Raw genomic sequence first — 15,450 nt, 5'->3', positions numbered from 1 at the left:
GGATCGTGTTCTCGCCGCACAATTTTCGACCACTGAGCAGGATTTCATGACTCTTTTGCCTGCACTGCTGCGCTGGCTGTATTCCCTTGAATGGCGCCGGGGTTTTTTCGATTGGGCACGCAGTGACGGCGTGACCTGGGTCTACATCTTCAAGGTGCTGATCGCTGCGTTCCTGACCCTTTGGCTGGCCATGCGCCTGGAACTGCCGCAACCGCGCACGGCGATGATCACCGTGTTCATCGTCATGCAGCCGCAGAGCGGTCAGGTGTTCGCCAAGAGTTTCTATCGCTTCCTTGGCACCTTGGCTGGCTCGGCGGTGATGGTCGCGCTGATTGCCTTGTTCGCACAGAACACCGAACTGTTCCTCGGTTCGCTGGCGATCTGGGTCGGCATCTGCACGGCCGGCGCCGCGCGTTATCGCAACTTCCGCGCTTACGGTTTTGTGCTCGCCGGTTACACCGCAGCGATGGTCGGCCTGCCGGCGCTGGCGCACCCGGACGGCGCGTTCATGGCGGCGGTCTGGCGGGTGCTGGAAATTTCCCTGGGGATTCTCTGCTCGACCCTGGTCAGCGCCGCGATCCTCCCGCAAACCGCCAGTGCCGCGATGCGCAACGCCTTGTATCAGCGCTTCGGGGTGTTCGCATTGTTTGTGACCGATGGCTTGCGGGGGCGCAGCCAACGCGAGGCTTTCGAAGCCGGCAATGTGCGGTTTATCGCCGAAGCCGTGGGCCTGGAAGGTTTGCGCAGTGTCACCGTGTTCGAAGACCCGCACATGCGTCGACGCAACGGTCGGCTCAGTCGGCTGAACAGCGAGTTCATGGGCATCACCACCCGTTTCAACGCCTTGCACCAATTGCTCGAACGCTTGCGCAGCAGCGGCGCTGATCATGTGGTGGCGGCAATCAAGCCGGGCTTGCAGGACCTGGCCGAGTTGCTCGATGGCTTCTCGGGGCGTGCGCTGACGCATGCCGATGCGGCGCGTCTGGCGGCGCAATTGGCGGCCTACAAAGAGGGCTTGCCGGCGCGGGTACGCAACTTGCGGGCGAGCTTTCAGCAGAGCGAACCGAGCGACGCCGAGCAGCTGGATTTCCACACTGCCTACGAGCTGCTCTACCGCTTCGTCGACGAAGTACACAGTTATGCACAGACCCACGCCTCATTGGCCGAGCACCGTCACGAACGCGAGCAATGGGACGAACCCTACACCCCGAAAACCAACTGGCTGGCCTCGGCCGCGGCGGGCATTCGGGCGTCGTTCATTCTGATTGTGCTGGGCAGTTACTGGGTCGCCACCGCGTGGCCGAGCGGCGCGACCATGACCTTGATCGCTGCCGCCACCGTCGGTCTCTCGGCGGCCACGCCAAACCCCAAACGCATGGCGTTCCAGATGGCCTGCGGGACGTTGCTCGGGGCGCTGATCGGCTTCGTCGAGATGTTTTTCATCTTCCCGTGGATCGACGGCTTCCCACTGTTGTGCGTGATGCTGGCGCCGGTGATCGTGCTTGGTTCATTCCTCACCTCACGGCCGCAGTACGCTGGTGTCGGCCTGGGTTTGCTGATCTTTTTCAGCACCGGTTCAGTGCCAGACAACCTGACCGTCTACAACCCTTACACCTTCATCAACGACTACATCGCCATGGTCATGGGCATGTTGGTGTGCGCGGCGGCGGGGGCAATCATTCTGCCGCCCAACAGTCGCTGGTTGTGGCGGCGACTGGAGCAGGACTTGCGCGGGCAAGTAGTGTTCGCCATCAGCGGCAAACTCAAGGGGCTGGCATCGAATTTTGAAAGCAGCACCCGCGATCTGGTGCACCAGGCGTATGGCTTGGCCGTCGGGCAACCGCAGGTGCAACGCAATCTGCTGCGCTGGATGTTCGTGGTGCTGGAAGTCGGCCACGCGATCATCGAGTTGCGCAAGGAACAGGCGATTCTCCCGGTGCACCCGGCCTATGCCGAATCTCAACCATGGCGACAGGCGATCCGGGTGATGGGACGTTCGTTGGTGCGGCTGTTTCTGCAACCGAGCCAGAGCAATCTGGAACGCAGTCTGATTGCCGTCGATCACGCCATCAGCCGCGTCCAGGCCACCGACGAACCCTTCGCTCCGCACTTCGACACCTCGGCCTTGCGTCGGGTGAAGAGCTACCTGCATTTCATCCGCACTTCGCTGCTCGACCCGCAATCGCCGCTGGCGGCTCTCACTGCCGCTCAAGGACCTGACCATGCCTCGTGAAATCGCCTTCCACGGCGTGTACATGCCGACCATGACCCTGATGTTTTTCATCGCTGCGGCAGTGGCCTGGGCACTCGACCGGTTTCTGTCCGGGTTTGATCTGTACCGCTTCTTCTGGCACCCGGCGCTGTTGCGTCTAAGCCTCTTCACCTGTTTGTTCGGCGCCCTCGCGCTGACTGTTTATCCTTGAGACCGATTCGATGAAAAAGCTCTTCAGTCTGCTCGCGACCTTGTTGGTACTGGCCCTCGCGCTGTGGATCGGCCGGACCCTCTGGGTGCATTACATGGACACTCCGTGGACTCGCGATGGCCGGGTGCGCGCCGACATCATCAACGTCGCGGCCGACGTCACCGGAGAAGTGATCGACGTGCCGGTGCGTGACAACCAGTTGGTGAAAAAGGGCGACCTGCTGATGCAGATCGACCCGGAGCACTACCAGATCGCGGTGAAACAGGCGCAGTCGCTGGTCGCTTCGCGCAAGGCCACCTGGGAGATGCGCAAGGTCAACGCGCATCGCCGAGCTGATCTCGACAACCTGGTGATCTCCAAGGAAAACCGCGACGACGCCAGCAACATCGCCGACTCGGCGCTGGCCGATTACCAACAGGCCCAGGCGCAGCTGGAAGCGGCAGAGTTGAACCTCAAACGCACCAAAGTGCTGGCAGCGGTGGACGGTTATGTCACCAACCTCAACGTCCATCGCGGTGACTATGCGCGCATCGGCGAAGCGAAAATGGCCGTGGTCGACATGAACTCGTTCTGGGTCTACGGCTTCTTCGAAGAAACCAAACTGCCGCATGTGAGGGTTGGCGATAAGGCCGACATGCAATTGATGAGCGGCGAAGTGCTCAAGGGCCATGTCGAAAGTATTTCGCGTGGCATCTACGACCGCGACAACCCGGAAAGCCGCGAGCTGATCGCCGACGTGAATCCGACCTTCAACTGGGTGCGTTTGGCCCAACGAGTGCCGGTGCGGATTCACATTGATGAAGTGCCGGATGGGGTGCTGCTGGCGGCGGGGATTACTTGTACGGTGGTGGTGAAGCAGGCGGGCGGGGAGTAACTGCTAGACCGAGTCGCCTGCTTCGCGAGCAAGCCCGCTCCCACAGTTGACCTCTTTCGTACACATATCGTGTATTCGCTGAAGATCTAGTGTGGGAGCGAGCTTGCTCGCGATGACGGTTTTACATTCGGCATCAATGTTTACTGTTACACCGCTATCGCGAGCAAGCTCGCTCCCACAGGTTGCGTGCCCTAATTGACTGGTATCAAGGCTTGCCCGTTATGAACGATTAACGCCTTGGCTCCTACTCCGGCGAATCCGGTGGATCGAGGTGGTCCAGTGCCCGATTCACCGCCAACTCAGCCAGCGAGATCATCTGCTGAATCCCCAGCGCGGTATTGCGCTTGGGCCCTTCAAGCTCAAACGCCAGATCGCTGGCCATGACATTCACCGAGGCGAGCGTCTCGCAGGCATGGGCCAGCAGGGTTTCAGAGGCGACGTCGGGGGCGATGACGAAAATGCAGCCGGGACGTCGGTCGGCTAACAAGGCCTTGGTCTCTGGCAACACCAGGTAATGGTCGAGCGCACGGTGCGCGGCGGCGTGGAGTTCTTTTGAATCGAGGGAGGCGTAGGGGGAGGTGCTGTCGGTTTCAGTGGGATTGGGGGTGGCTTTAGACATGGTGATGCTCCAATAGGTTGAGTCACTCCTATGAGATATCCGGGCTACCACACCCGATCGCTGATTGGCAGCGACCCGAAAAGGTTATCCGTCCTCCATCACCCAGCGCAACCGTCAAAACGTGTCGGAACCGTCCTCGGAAGCGTGGGGCATTGTCCTTCAAAAACCTACGCGACATAAACGTCCTTTCTCTCAAGATCAAAGGATCGCAGCCTTCGGCAGCTCCTACACAAGCCGGTGTTCGCCCGGCCCCCGTAGGAGCTGCCGCAGGCTGCGATCTTGTTCAGGCTTGGCAATACGTCTCATGCAAATGCCGCCACAGCAACGCGCCTGATGGCAGCTTTTCAATCACCGCCGTCGCGCGCCGATCGTTCAGCACGCCGCTCGCATCGGATTGCAGTTCGCGGTAGCTGACGGTAGCGCCACCTGCATGTTGGTCAATTCCACGCAGTTCGCTCAGGCCGATTCGCAAGCCTGGGCGGGCGCCACCGAGTTTATCGAACAGCTCGCTCAAACCCGGATAATCCAGGGCATTGCCGCCGGGCACGATCATCGAAAACTGCGGCGAGAAACGCGCCAGCAACTGCGTCAGCACGCCTTTATCGCCGGTGCCGGAAAACCATTGCTCAATGTCGACGAGGGTCTGGGTCACTTCGTTGAAGTATTCGCGATAGTCCGTCATGTGGGTTTTTTCCTTAGGCGAGAATCGGTAACAGCCCATGTGGCTGCTCGATCCGAATCGATAAATAAATCCGTCTCTCTATCGGTGGTAGCGATACAGATGCCCCAGGTTCCCAAAGATGCCTATGCCGTTCAAGCAGTAGAGAATCTTGCCCGTTTGATAGGGCGTCAGCAGGAAGGGCGCTGACTGGCTGGCGTTAGGCTCTTCAATGTAGCCGCCACTACCGAAGTCTGGATCAAGGCTCCCATCCAGTCGGTACGCGGCGATATAACCGCCTTCTACCCCGCCCGCGACCATGATGGTAGAGGTGCTGTCGACATACACGCTCTCCCAACTGTTGACTGCGTCAGGTCGCAAGTTTTTATCAAGGACATCTCCGTGATTGAATGCATCGTCAGGTTGACCAAAGTCATCGAAGCCAAACAATAGCCCTGAAGACAGGCCCTGCCTGGATTCACCAATGGCGCCAGCCGCCAAAAATCGGTTGGGTGCGCGTTCGGTCAGCGCATTGAATTGCGTGTCGGCGATCCTGCGGCTGATCAGCAGCATCGAGGGCGTTTGTCTATCCCCGAATAGCAGGTTAGGTGAGCCGTTTTCATTGAGCATTGCCAGCAGCCCATGCATCTGGGGCCTTCCCGGTAGCCGAGCGGAACCGGCCACCAGAATGCGTCCGTTGTTCAAAATGCAGCAGTCGTTCAACGATGTCGGTTGAGTCCGGTCCGCCAGCTTTATATCAACCCGACCTTTGGTGCCGAAGCTGTTTACGGGATTGCCTTTGGCGTCATATTTGAACAGGACCGCTGTCTTGACCCGATTCCCTCCAATCTCATAGTTGGTCCCGACAATCAGGCTGCCATCTGGCAGGGCCTGGATGAAGCAGGGATCTCCCGGATAATAGTCGTCGGTTGAGTGATCGACGATCACCTGCCCATCAACACCGAAATCTTCGATCCGTTTACCTTGCGGGTCGACGCACAGGATCGCCACGTGCGTGGAGTGTGTCTCCGGGGATATTGTCCAGCCGGCCATATAGATTCGCCCGTCGCGGGTCGACGCCAATTTGCCCCCGCCAGCATTGAATCCAGGCGCGAACTGCCCGGTGATCAGACCGCTTTTGCCGAACAGAGGGTCCAGTTCGCCTGTTTCGGTCAGACGAGCCATGACGAACATAGGAATCAGATCATCCGTTCCCTCCACTGTCGAAGTCACCATAAGCTTGCCATCGGCCAGAAGAATGGCCCCGGCGAGAGGCCGTGGGTAGGACAGTCCTCCGTTTCCAAGTACACCAAAGGTAACTAATCCGTTCTTGTAGGGACCCCAGGCTTCGTCGCGGCTTCCCCCTTTATAGCGATAGGCGCTCATGGCTTTTTCTCTTGGTAGTGATTTCCGAGTATCGGTACTCGAAGCGATCAGTAGCCACACTGTGAGGACTTTGGCTGTAGGCCGTCTACTGTCATCTCTGACAGTAGACATGTTGTTTTTTTCGTGATCAATCCCAGGCATGGCGAGGTGTGTGGTCAGAGTGCTTTGGCAGGGCAGGCGGAGTCAGCCCTGATAGCCGTAAATATGACCGAGCGCCCCGCCCAACCCCAGCGTATTGCCCGCCAGCAGAATTCGTCCGCTGGCCTGCATCTGAAGCAGCGCCGGGGTGGTCACCAGCGGCGTATCTTCCTGAATACTGCCGTATGGGCCGAAGCTGCGATCAATCAAACCATTGGCCTGATAGCGTGCGGTGTAGAGGCGCCGGGAACCACCGGCGGTGACGATTTTGCCATCGGCCTGTTGTTGGCCGCAGACCCATTCGTTGCCGTGCTCAGGGTCGAACAATGTCAACACCGGTCGGCCATCATTGAACGCCGGGTGCGGATCGCCGGCAGACCCGAGACCCAGTAGCAGCCCCCAGTTTCTGTGAGCCGTGCTGGCCTGGCCAATGCCGATGACCTGGTCGTCGCCCGTATCGATCAGATCATGAATAATCACCGTCCCATTCGATATTGTCAGGGTTGAGAAACCGGGCGTTTTTTTGTCGCCGAAGTCATTGTCAAGTTCGCCCGTGCAAGAATAGCGGGCGATATAACCCAGTGTTTCAGACGTTGATTGTGCACCGCCAGCGACCAGGAAAGTGTTGTCGGCTCGGACCAGTAGTGCATTCACGAACGTAGTGCTGATGGACGGGTGTTTGATCTCCAGTCGTCCTGTTTTGTTGAAACTTTCATCCAGCTCGCCATGGGTATTAATGCGCATTACCACACCGGTAGAAATACCACCGTAGAGATAAGTTGCGCTAATAAGGATTTTTCCGCCTTCGAGTATTTTCAGGTTGCCAGAGTCACTCACCAGGTCGCCGAAAGCGTTGTTGTCGATCAAGACGTAACCTTGGCGACCGAAGCTTTGGTCAATCACGCCGTCCTCGTCGAAACGAGCAATCACCAGACGTTTTGGGCTGTAAACATCGACCTCTCGCGACCAGCCCAGCATCAGGATGTGCCCGTCCGCCTGCACGGCAAGCTTGCCGCCCGCAGAGTCGAAGCCATCAGCGAAGTTGCCGTACACCAGACCGTTGTCGGCGAAGGAGGTATCGACGCTGCCATCAGGGTTGAAGCGTGCCAGGCCATAAAGCCCTTTCAAGTTACGGGCCAGCCATGCGCCGACCAGAATCTTGTCGTCTGCCAGTACGTTGATTCCCTTGACATGGCGGTCGAGGTCAAGTTCGTGTTGAAGTTTGAACAGGGTAATAACACCGTCGTCGCCGAAGTTTGGATCGCGTTCGCCGGGTAGTTCAAAGGTGAATTGATTGTGTGTAATAACGTCCATATTATTGCCTTTATCCAATTTGATTTTTATTAGAGGTTAACTTGTTTTTGGCTCATGTTTTAATGGGCTGATGAACACGTTATAGATGTGCTCGTTACTTGGCTAGGGAGGGTGTTTAAATGAGTGTTTGTGTTTGTTTCTACTGTCCTGTGGCGGCGTTGATTACACAAGCGAACACCGCAGGACGGGGAAGAACCTAGAGTTCAGTTCTCAGACCAAACTTCTTTTTCAGGATGACATCGAGCAATCCACCAGGCAGCAGGGTTGCCAGCAGCGGCAACGCCCGGCTGCCATTGCCCAGCCGCAGCAAACGCGGCGGTTTGCTTTTCTGCACGGCCTTGAGCAGATCGCCGGCAAACTGGCTCGCCGGGGTCGGATTGTCTTGAGAAGCCTTGGCCCGAGCGCGAATACCTTCGCGCAATGGCCACCAGGGTGATTTTTCGCTGATCAGCAGTTCGGCTTCAACGCCTGCGTTCCTGGCGAAACTGGAGGCGATGGCGCCGGGCTGGACTTCCATCACCCGAATGCCGAACGGCGCCAGTTCCATGCGCAGCGCGTCGCTCAAGGCATGTACCGCGGCTTTCGAGGCGCAGTAGGCGCCGGCGAACGGCGTGACTAAAACCCCGGAGACGCTACCGATGTTCACCACCAGACCTTTGCTGCGGCGCAGTACTGGAAACAACGCACGGGTGACGCCGACGATGGCGAACACGTTGGTTTCAAACTGGCGCTGCATCGCCGCGACACCGCCGTCGAGCAACGGCCCCATGGCACCGTAACCGGCATTGTTGATCAGTACGTCGAGGCCGCCGTGTTGCTGGTTGATCCGCTCGCTCAATTGCTCGAGTGCCGGTTCATCGTTGACGTCCAGTTGCACCGCGGTGAACCCGGCCGCCGCGAGTATCGCCACGTCCTCAGCCTTGCGCGCGGTGGCCAGGACCTCGAAACCGGCGCCTTTGAAGGCGTCAGCCAGAGCGCGGCCGATCCCGCTGGAACAACCAGTGATTAACGCGATGGGCATGGCGCGGTCCTTGTGCAATAAGCGGGGGAAGTGAAGGCTCAGTCAGAGAAACTACCCTGCAAACGCTCGGCGCGAAACTCCAGGGTTTGCGGGCGATAGCCAGGACGCAGCGGCGGCATCGGCAAGCAGTCTTCCCAATCGGCGCCGGCCTGCAATTCGCCGGGGCCACGGTAGCGCGGTGCGGCGTATTGATTGTCGGCCAGATTGACCGTATCGCCCGGCGCGTAGGCAGCGATCCGCCAGCGCAACTCGGTCAGCGGCACATCGTTGCCGTTGTTCAGCTTCAGCAGCAGCGGGCGATCGGCCGGGCAGTGTTCCGGTGCGTAGGTGATGCGCAACTCCAGCCGCGCCAGTTGCTTGACCTCGCGGTTATCCAGCCACATGACCCACGTCGCGACCAACCCCAGCCCGATTGCAGCCGCCAATGAGACCGGCAAGGCTTTGGCGGGGTAGCGCAGCAAGAGGATCAGCCAGGTAATGACCAGCAGGACGCCAATGAACATGAAGCGAAACCTCGGGCAGGGGAGAGTCATCCTACCTAAGCGTAGATGTGATTGACCATGGCTGAGAGCCGCCACAGCTCTAATCGGCTCCTGCAAAGACCTGGGAATTAAAAAGCCCCCACCCAACCCACTGCGGATAGGGAACGCAGCGAGCTGGACGGGGGCTTCTTGTTTTAGCGATCAATCACTGCGCAATGCTCTTCACTGACACCCCCCGCTCAATCGGCGTAGACCGACCATAAATATCCTCAAACCGCTCAATATCGTCCTCACCCAAATAACTACCCGATTGCACTTCGATGATTTCCAGCGGGATCTTGCCCGGGTTGCGCAGGCGATGAACCGAGGCGATCGGGATGTAGGTCGACTGGTTTTCACAGAGCAGGAACACGTTTTCGTCACAGGTGACTTCGGCAGTGCCGCTGACCACGATCCAGTGTTCGGCGCGGTGGTGGTGCATCTGCAACGACAGGCATGCGCCTGGTTTGACCGAGATGTGCTTGACCTGGAAGCGCCCGCCCATGTCCACCGAGTCGTAGGAACCCCACGGACGATAGACCTCGCAGTGGTTCTGGGTTTCGCTGCGGCCCTGTTCGTTGAGGGTGTTGACCATCTGCTTGACGCCTTGGACCTTGTCCTTGTGGGCGATCATCATGGCGTCCTTGGTTTCGACCACCACGATGTTCTCAAGGCCAATCACCGACACCAGTTTGCCGTTGCCGTGGATCATGCAGTTGCGGCTGTCCTGGATCACCACATCGCCTTTAGTGACGTTGCCGTTGGCGTCTTTTTCATGCACGTCCCACAGCGACGACCAGCAACCGACATCGCTCCAGCCAGCGGACAGTGGCACCACGCAGGCGCGTCGGGTTTTTTCCATCACTGCGTAGTCGATGGAATTGTCCGGGCAGCAGGCGAAGGTAGCTTCGTCGAGGGTGATGGTGTCGGCGTCCTGTTCGCTGCGTTCCAGGGTCAGCAGGCAGGTGTCGTAAATGTCCGGATCATGCTTTTTCAGCTCTTCGAGGAAGCGGCTGGCGCGGAACAGGAACATGCCGCTGTTCCAGAAGTAACCGCCGGCCTCGACGAACTCGGTGGCGCGTTTCACGTCGGGTTTTTCGACGAAGTGCGAAACCCGGCTGACGCCTTCGGGCAGCAAGGCATCGTCGGTGGATTTGATGTAGCCGTAACCGGTTTCCGGTTTGGTCGCCGGCACGCCGAACAGCACCATTTCACCGCGCTCGGCGGCCACGGTGGCCAGGGCCAGGGCGCGTTGCAGGGCTTTCTGGTCTTCCAGTACGTGGTCGGCCGGCAGCACCAGCATCAGTTCGTCGCGACCTTCGTTGACCAGCATCATCGCGGTCATGGCCACCGCCGGCGCGGTGTTACGGCCGAAGGGTTCCATGAGGATGCGCTGGGCTTCCAGCTTACGGGTGCTCAGTTGCTCGTTGACGATGAAGCGGTGGTCCTTGTTGCAGACCACGATCGGGCTGTCCATGCCGTCGAACACCAGGCGTTCGAGGGTTTGCTGGAACAGTGTTTGTTCGCCGGTCAGGGCGAGGAATTGCTTGGGGAACTGCTTGCGCGAAAGCGGCCAAAGACGTGAGCCGCTACCACCTGACAAGATCACTGGAATCATGGTGTTACTCCTTCAAAATCGATTGGGTTAGAGCTACTGCGTTTTGTCGTTTCACTCTTGTTTTTATTCCGCATCCGAATCGACGCCTCGGTTCATTGTGGGAGCGAGCTTGCTCGCGATGACTGAATGCCAGTCGACATTGATGTTGGATGTCAGACCGCAATCGCGAGCAGGCTCGCTCCCACAGGGAATGCGTCAATCTGGAAAGTTAATTAGCGCGTTGAGACCGGGCGCTTGACCCAGACTGGCGACAGGCTGCTGCCGTTGCCGGTGACGTAGAGCACTGCTGCTTCACCGCGCTCCAGGGCGACCGGTTTCACGTCGCTGACTTTCTTTTCGCCATCGAACAACGCCAGGCTGACTTTCACCGGGTTGATTTCACGCTCGCCACGGCTCTTGGCCGCGACGGCCTGGACCACTTCGGTCTTGCCGTCGGCGGTCTTCAGGGTCAGAGCCTTGTCGCTGAGGTTCTGCACGCGGACCAGGGATTTCTGCTTGTTCTTGAACGGCGGTTCTTCGATCAACTGCGGCTGGCCGCTGGCGTTGTTGACCAGGGTGTAATAGTGGTCGGCGGCGAGTTTCAGCGGCACGCTCTGGCTGCCGACCTTGGCGCTGTAGTCGCCACCGGGCATGAAGCTGAAGTCACTGCTGGCCAGTGGCGCGACATCGCTGATAGCGGTGCTGCCGACGCTGGCGCTGACTTCGGCGTTGCTGGCGTTGTAGATCCGCACGAAGGTCGAACCTTTCGGGGCGACTGGGCCGTAGAGCGCCGCGTCGCCACCGGCGAACGCCTGCATCGATAGCAGGCTGACGCCGGCAACCAGTGCAAAAGTCTTGGCGAGACGACGAGGATTAGTAGTGAAAGTCATGGTGTACCTCTCTTTCAGTTTTGCGCCCGGTCGGGCGTCTCGGATTTAGGGGTATTGATTACAACGTTCTGTTGGCGCGCACCGGCTTGTTTGAGCTCTGCGACCCACTGTGGGTCGGCGTCGCCGATTTCGTTGTTCACAGGCAGATAACGTTCAGGAAACTCCCAGATCAGCACCTGTGGCGGGCTGTTCTTGAAGGCATCGCTTTTCAGGTAGCCGAGCATCGGCAGGATCGGGCCATGGCCGTCTTCGGCGTAATTGACCACGTCGCTGTGCAGCGCTTGCTTGAGCGCGCCGACGAAGTTCCAGTTCGGGTTGGCGCTGTAGCTGGTGCCGATCAGCGCCACCGGCACTTCGTTGTCGGCGAACAGGGCGTCGTCACCGGCAGGCTGGTTCTCAGCCGCGTGGGTGTTGCGCTTGCGCAAGGGCTCCGGTGCCGGCATCAGGTTTTCGAACAGCGGGTCCAGCGGCAGGAACAGTCTCAGGTCGCCCTTGTGGCTGACTTCTTCCGCTGCCTCAGTGACAAAGCGCTGCGGCTGGCCGCTGAGCGGGGTTTTGTCGGCGATGGTCTTGGCCAGTTGCTCGGCAGCGATTTGTGCGCCTTCAGGCGTCCAGTGCGTGTCGGTGCGCAGGAACACTTGCTGTCCGTTCTGTTTGGCTTTTTGCAGCGGGCCGAGCAGGTCGGGCGCGAGGATTTTGTCGGCGGCGACACGGGCGTGGAAATCCTTGTAGAGGTCGGCGTGGATGCGCGCCGGCTTCACTTCACCCAGGTGTTCCGGGTACAGACGAGTCTTGGCCGGGACTATCGCCATCACCAGCTGCACACCCTTGGCTTTCAAGATTTGGCGCACGCCTTCGACCAGCGCGTAGTTGCCTTGCAGGTTCAGCTCTTCGTTGACCACCGGATTGAATTCTTCATCGCTGTACAACCATTGATCGCGACCAAGCACCACGCCCGGACGACCTTCGTTGAACAGCTTGAAATCCAGCGCGGCCCAGAGATTGGTGCCCAGGCGTTTGATCGGGAAATGCTCGTCGTAGTGGGTTTCCACGGCCTTGCTCCAGCGACCGTTGAGCACCGTCGCGTCGGCATTGGTGTTGAAGCCAAAGAAGCTGCGCACTGACCACAGGCCCAGGACCAACAGGGTCACCAGGAACAGGGCGATGTAGAACATGCGTAATGAGCGGGTCATGGTCAGATCCCTCAGAACTGGAAGTAAAGGAACGGCGAGAAGCTTTGCGCCGAGAGTTTCAGGATCGAAGCGATGAACAGCAGCAGCACCAGTGCGCGCATGGCATAACGCGGCCAGTCCGCGACCCAACTGGCCGCCAACACCTGGGCGTCGCCGCCGGCAGGGTTGTTCACCGTGGCGTCGATCCGAACCGCAGGCCGATTGCGGTAAAAGTCCCGCAGGCCGAAGAACGCCAGCGTGGCGTAGGCCACCACCAGGGTCGCGACTTGCAGACCGGTGAGGCTGGCGCGGTTGAGTTCCGACAGCGACCACTCGCTGAAGCTGAACATCGCGCCGTACATGCGGCCGGCAACGTGCAGATTTTCTGCGCGGAAAATCACCCAGCCCATCACCACCAGCAGAAAGGTCAGCGCCCAGCGGATAGGGTTGAAACTGCGTGGCGAGGTGTTCAGGCCGATGGCTTTTTCAATCGCCAGCCACATGCCGTGCCAGGCGCCCCAGACGATGTAGGTAATGTTGGCGCCGTGCCACAGGCCACCGAGCAGCATGGTCAGGAACAGGTTGCGGTAGGTGATCAGCGTGCCTTTGCGGTTACCGCCCAAGGTGATGTAGAGGTAGTCACGCAGCCAGGTCGAAAGGCTGATATGCCAGCGGCGCCAGAACTCGGTGATCGACTGGCTGATGTACGGCTGCTTGAAGTTTTCCATGAAGCGGAAACCCATCATCAAGCCCAGGCCGATGGCCATGTCGCTGTAGCCGGAGAAGTCGAAATACAGCTGCGCGGTATACGCCAGCGCGCCGAGCCAGGCATCGCCCGTGGTCGGGTTTTGCAGGGCGAAACAATGGTCGGCGACCACTGCCAGGGTGTCGGCGATGAACACCTTCTTGATGAAACCCTGCATGAACCGCGTCGCGCCCTCGGAGAATTTGTCGAGGGTGTGGGTGCGGTTGTTGAACTGATCGGCGAGGTCGCGAAAGCGCAGCACGGGGCCGGCAATCAGGTGCGGGAAGATCGCCACGAACGCCGCGAAGTCGATCAGGTTACGGGTCGCCGGGGTGTCGCCACGGTAGACGTCGATGATGTAGCTGATGGACTCGAAGATGTAGAACGAGATACCGATCGGCAACAGCACATGGGTCAGGATGAACGGCGACAGGCCCATGGAGGACATGATCGCGTTGAGGCTGTCGACGCCGAAGTTGGCGTACTTGAAGTAGCCGAGGATGCACAAGTCCACCGCCACGCCGAGCAGCAGCCAGCGCTGGGCCGGTTGGGTCCGCACGCCGGCGGCGCCGACTTTCAGGCCGATCCAGTAGTTCCACAACGTGACGCCGGCGAACAGCGCCAGGAAGTCCACGCGCCACCAGGCATAAAACACATAGCTGGCGATCAGCAGCAGCAGGTTGCGATAGCGTTGCCCGCTCAAGTAGTACAAGCCGAGAAAGATCGGCAAGAACAAAAACAGGAACACATTGGATGAAAACACCATCCTGATCTCTCCTTGTTTAACCAACAGTCAAGGGCCAACGGCCCCCCCAAACCCCCCGTGAAAAACCGAAGAGTGACGATCGTTCCCACGCTCTGCGTGGGAATGCCTCACTGGACGCTCTGCGTCCGCTTCGGCATGTGACGCGGAGCGTCACGGGCTGCATTCCCACGCAGGAGCGTGGGAACGATCAGCGACAACTCAGTTGCCTTTGTTGCCCTTTTCATGCGACGGGTCATAGACCTTGGTCAGGTCGCCTCCGAGCCGAAAGCTCTTGAACGGCTGCATCGCATGCTTGCGTTCCAGCACATCCGGCGGGCAGGTGTAGAGCGTGCAGAAGGGTTCGAGCCAGGCGAATTTCGAGTCGACTTTCAGGTCGGTCATGTCCTGTTCCTTGCCGTTCTTCTGCTCGAACGTTTGCGGGTCTTTCACCCCGGCGAGCACCCGGTCGCCGAGGCGTTTCAGCGCGCCGTTGTTTTCCTGGCGCAGGTCCACACCGTTGACCTGAGCGAAACTGGCGATCATCGCCAGCGGTGGCAGGGCATAGTTGTGATAGGCCAGCGCCCGTTGCTGACGCTTGAGTTCGTTGGGCAAGAAGCCCTGAGCGTCGACCTGATTGGCGCCGAGCTTGTATTCCTTCACGGCCCAGTCGAACAGGTCGCGGCGGTTGGTTGCGACCGACGTCGCCATCACCGACCAGGCGGCCCAGTACGAATGGTTGTTGGTTTGCTCGAGCGGCAGGTTGTCCCAGTCGCTGACCACCTGATCGGCCATCTTGCTGAACCAGGCCTCGATCACTTGTGCTTCCTGCTGATACGTCGCCAGCGGATGGGAGTCGGAGAACTTCAGGCGGATATAGGCCGAGGCCATACTGCCCAGCGCCCATTTGCGCATTGACTTGCCGGTGTGGTTGAAGTCCCTGGACATCAGTGCGTCGGCCTTGGCCCAGGCGGTGAGCCAGTTGAGCGTGCACTCCAGTTGTTCCGGACGACCGTCGCGCATGAACTGCATCACCCGTTTGCTGGTACCGCGTTCGAGTGTGGTGATGTCAGACGTGGTGTCGCGAAAGGCTTTTTCCGACGCGACGTTCAGGGTCGACCGCGCCTTGTCGGAGCCTTCGTATTTACTGCGAAATTGCAGGGCGCCGGTGTACGGCGTCGGCATTGCATCGCAGCCTTCGCTGCCGTCACCAGTCTTGAACTTATCCACAGGTGCAAAATAACCCTGCGGCGGGCGCAGCGGCGCGGCGGCCTGGGTCGCCCCGGCGAACATCGCCAGGCTCAAGAGCGTGGGTGCAAGCAGGGTTTTCAGTTTCGAATTTCGCATGAC

14 protein-coding genes are annotated in these 15,450 nt (G+C 59.4%); 3 read left to right on the top strand and 11 right to left on the bottom strand.

Annotation, left to right across the window (positions count from 1 at the left end; genetic code table 11):
- The first annotated feature begins 46 nt into the window (after nt 1-46).
- Genes AC1RKH_RS13575 through AC1RKH_RS13565 form a run of 3 tightly spaced genes read left to right on the top strand, consistent with a single transcriptional unit; the run spans nt 47 to nt 3,297 of the window.
- Entirely contained in the window at nt 47-2,233 is a 2,187-nt protein-coding gene (locus tag AC1RKH_RS13575; RefSeq protein WP_493062419.1) for an FUSC family protein, read from the top strand.
- A complete protein-coding gene (locus tag AC1RKH_RS13570) occupies nt 2,223-2,423 on the top strand; it encodes a DUF1656 domain-containing protein (RefSeq protein WP_019691945.1) in 201 nt (66 codons plus the stop codon). The genes AC1RKH_RS13575 and AC1RKH_RS13570 overlap by 11 nt, the downstream gene beginning before the upstream one ends.
- Nucleotides 2,424-2,433: 10 nt before the next feature.
- Nucleotides 2,434-3,297 (top strand): efflux RND transporter periplasmic adaptor subunit, encoded by an 864-nt coding sequence (locus tag AC1RKH_RS13565; RefSeq protein WP_493062418.1) that lies wholly within the window; start codon nt 2,434-2,436, stop codon nt 3,295-3,297.
- A gap of 244 nt (nt 3,298-3,541) precedes the next feature.
- Here the strand turns inward: AC1RKH_RS13565 and AC1RKH_RS13560 are convergent, their stop codons facing one another.
- The 11 genes from AC1RKH_RS13560 to AC1RKH_RS13510 all read right to left on the bottom strand — a co-directional run bounded on the left by AC1RKH_RS13560 (nt 3,542) and on the right by AC1RKH_RS13510 (nt 15,447).
- On the bottom strand, nt 3,542-3,916 hold the full coding sequence (locus AC1RKH_RS13560; protein WP_493062417.1) for a DUF6124 family protein: 375 nt from the start codon (nt 3,914-3,916) through the stop codon (nt 3,542-3,544).
- Nucleotides 3,917-4,199: 283 nt separating this feature from the next.
- Nucleotides 4,200-4,598, bottom strand: coding sequence for a DUF4440 domain-containing protein (locus tag AC1RKH_RS13555; RefSeq protein ID WP_493062416.1), 399 nt, complete (start codon nt 4,596-4,598; stop codon nt 4,200-4,202).
- A gap of 78 nt (nt 4,599-4,676) precedes the next feature.
- On the bottom strand, nt 4,677-5,960 hold the full coding sequence (locus tag AC1RKH_RS13550; protein WP_493062415.1) for an NHL repeat-containing protein: 1,284 nt from the start codon (nt 5,958-5,960) through the stop codon (nt 4,677-4,679).
- Nucleotides 5,961-6,143: 183 nt separating this feature from the next.
- Nucleotides 6,144-7,412, bottom strand: coding sequence for a hypothetical protein (locus AC1RKH_RS13545; protein WP_493062414.1), 1,269 nt, complete (start codon nt 7,410-7,412; stop codon nt 6,144-6,146).
- A 196-nt stretch (nt 7,413-7,608) separates the two neighbouring features.
- On the bottom strand, nt 7,609-8,433 hold the full coding sequence (locus tag AC1RKH_RS13540; RefSeq protein WP_493062413.1) for an SDR family oxidoreductase: 825 nt from the start codon (nt 8,431-8,433) through the stop codon (nt 7,609-7,611).
- Nucleotides 8,434-8,471: 38 nt separating this feature from the next.
- Complete coding sequence (locus AC1RKH_RS13535) at nt 8,472-8,936, bottom strand: multidrug transporter (RefSeq protein WP_493062412.1); 465 nt, start codon at nt 8,934-8,936, stop codon at nt 8,472-8,474.
- Nucleotides 8,937-9,120: 184 nt separating this feature from the next.
- Nucleotides 9,121-10,572: a mannose-1-phosphate guanylyltransferase/mannose-6-phosphate isomerase gene (locus AC1RKH_RS13530; RefSeq protein WP_493062411.1), complete on the bottom strand. Its 1,452-nt coding sequence runs from the start codon at nt 10,570-10,572 to the stop codon at nt 9,121-9,123.
- 212 nt (nt 10,573-10,784) lie between these two features.
- Nucleotides 10,785-11,441: an alginate O-acetyltransferase AlgF gene (locus AC1RKH_RS13525; protein ID WP_493062410.1), complete on the bottom strand. Its 657-nt coding sequence runs from the start codon at nt 11,439-11,441 to the stop codon at nt 10,785-10,787.
- Nucleotides 11,442-11,455: 14 nt separating this feature from the next.
- Nucleotides 11,456-12,634, bottom strand: a complete 1,179-nt coding sequence (locus AC1RKH_RS13520; protein WP_493062409.1) for an alginate O-acetyltransferase — start codon at nt 12,632-12,634, stop codon at nt 11,456-11,458.
- An 11-nt stretch (nt 12,635-12,645) separates the two neighbouring features.
- Nucleotides 12,646-14,124: an MBOAT family O-acyltransferase gene (locus AC1RKH_RS13515; RefSeq protein ID WP_493062408.1), complete on the bottom strand. Its 1,479-nt coding sequence runs from the start codon at nt 14,122-14,124 to the stop codon at nt 12,646-12,648.
- A 198-nt stretch (nt 14,125-14,322) separates the two neighbouring features.
- Entirely contained in the window at nt 14,323-15,447 is a 1,125-nt protein-coding gene (locus AC1RKH_RS13510; protein ID WP_493062407.1) for a mannuronate-specific alginate lyase, read from the bottom strand.
- Nucleotides 15,448-15,450: the final 3 nt, after the last annotated feature.

The organism is Pseudomonas sp. GW822-FHT06B12, assembly GCF_058799675.1.
This window is presented reverse-complemented; position numbering and strand designations above follow the sequence as displayed.

Excerpts from the sequence above, each read along its gene's own strand:
- AC1RKH_RS13575 (WP_493062419.1), top strand. The coding sequence starts at position 47 with ATGACTCTTTTGCCTGCACTGCTGCGCTGGCTGTATTCCCTTGAATGG.
- AC1RKH_RS13570 (WP_019691945.1), top strand. The coding sequence starts at position 2,223 with ATGCCTCGTGAAATCGCCTTCCACGGCGTGTACATGCCGACCATGACC.
- AC1RKH_RS13565 (WP_493062418.1), top strand. The coding sequence starts at position 2,434 with ATGAAAAAGCTCTTCAGTCTGCTCGCGACCTTGTTGGTACTGGCCCTC.
- AC1RKH_RS13560 (WP_493062417.1), bottom strand. The coding sequence starts at position 3,916 with ATGTCTAAAGCCACCCCCAATCCCACTGAAACCGACAGCACCTCCCCC.
- AC1RKH_RS13555 (WP_493062416.1), bottom strand. The coding sequence starts at position 4,598 with ATGACGGACTATCGCGAATACTTCAACGAAGTGACCCAGACCCTCGTC.
- AC1RKH_RS13550 (WP_493062415.1), bottom strand. The coding sequence starts at position 5,960 with ATGAGCGCCTATCGCTATAAAGGGGGAAGCCGCGACGAAGCCTGGGGT.
- AC1RKH_RS13545 (WP_493062414.1), bottom strand. The coding sequence starts at position 7,412 with ATGGACGTTATTACACACAATCAATTCACCTTTGAACTACCCGGCGAA.
- AC1RKH_RS13540 (WP_493062413.1), bottom strand. The coding sequence starts at position 8,433 with ATGCCCATCGCGTTAATCACTGGTTGTTCCAGCGGGATCGGCCGCGCT.
- AC1RKH_RS13535 (WP_493062412.1), bottom strand. The coding sequence starts at position 8,936 with ATGTTCATTGGCGTCCTGCTGGTCATTACCTGGCTGATCCTCTTGCTG.
- AC1RKH_RS13530 (WP_493062411.1), bottom strand. The coding sequence starts at position 10,572 with ATGATTCCAGTGATCTTGTCAGGTGGTAGCGGCTCACGTCTTTGGCCG.
- AC1RKH_RS13525 (WP_493062410.1), bottom strand. The coding sequence starts at position 11,441 with ATGACTTTCACTACTAATCCTCGTCGTCTCGCCAAGACTTTTGCACTG.
- AC1RKH_RS13520 (WP_493062409.1), bottom strand. The coding sequence starts at position 12,634 with ATGACCCGCTCATTACGCATGTTCTACATCGCCCTGTTCCTGGTGACC.
- AC1RKH_RS13515 (WP_493062408.1), bottom strand. The coding sequence starts at position 14,124 with ATGGTGTTTTCATCCAATGTGTTCCTGTTTTTGTTCTTGCCGATCTTT.
- AC1RKH_RS13510 (WP_493062407.1), bottom strand. The coding sequence starts at position 15,447 with ATGCGAAATTCGAAACTGAAAACCCTGCTTGCACCCACGCTCTTGAGC.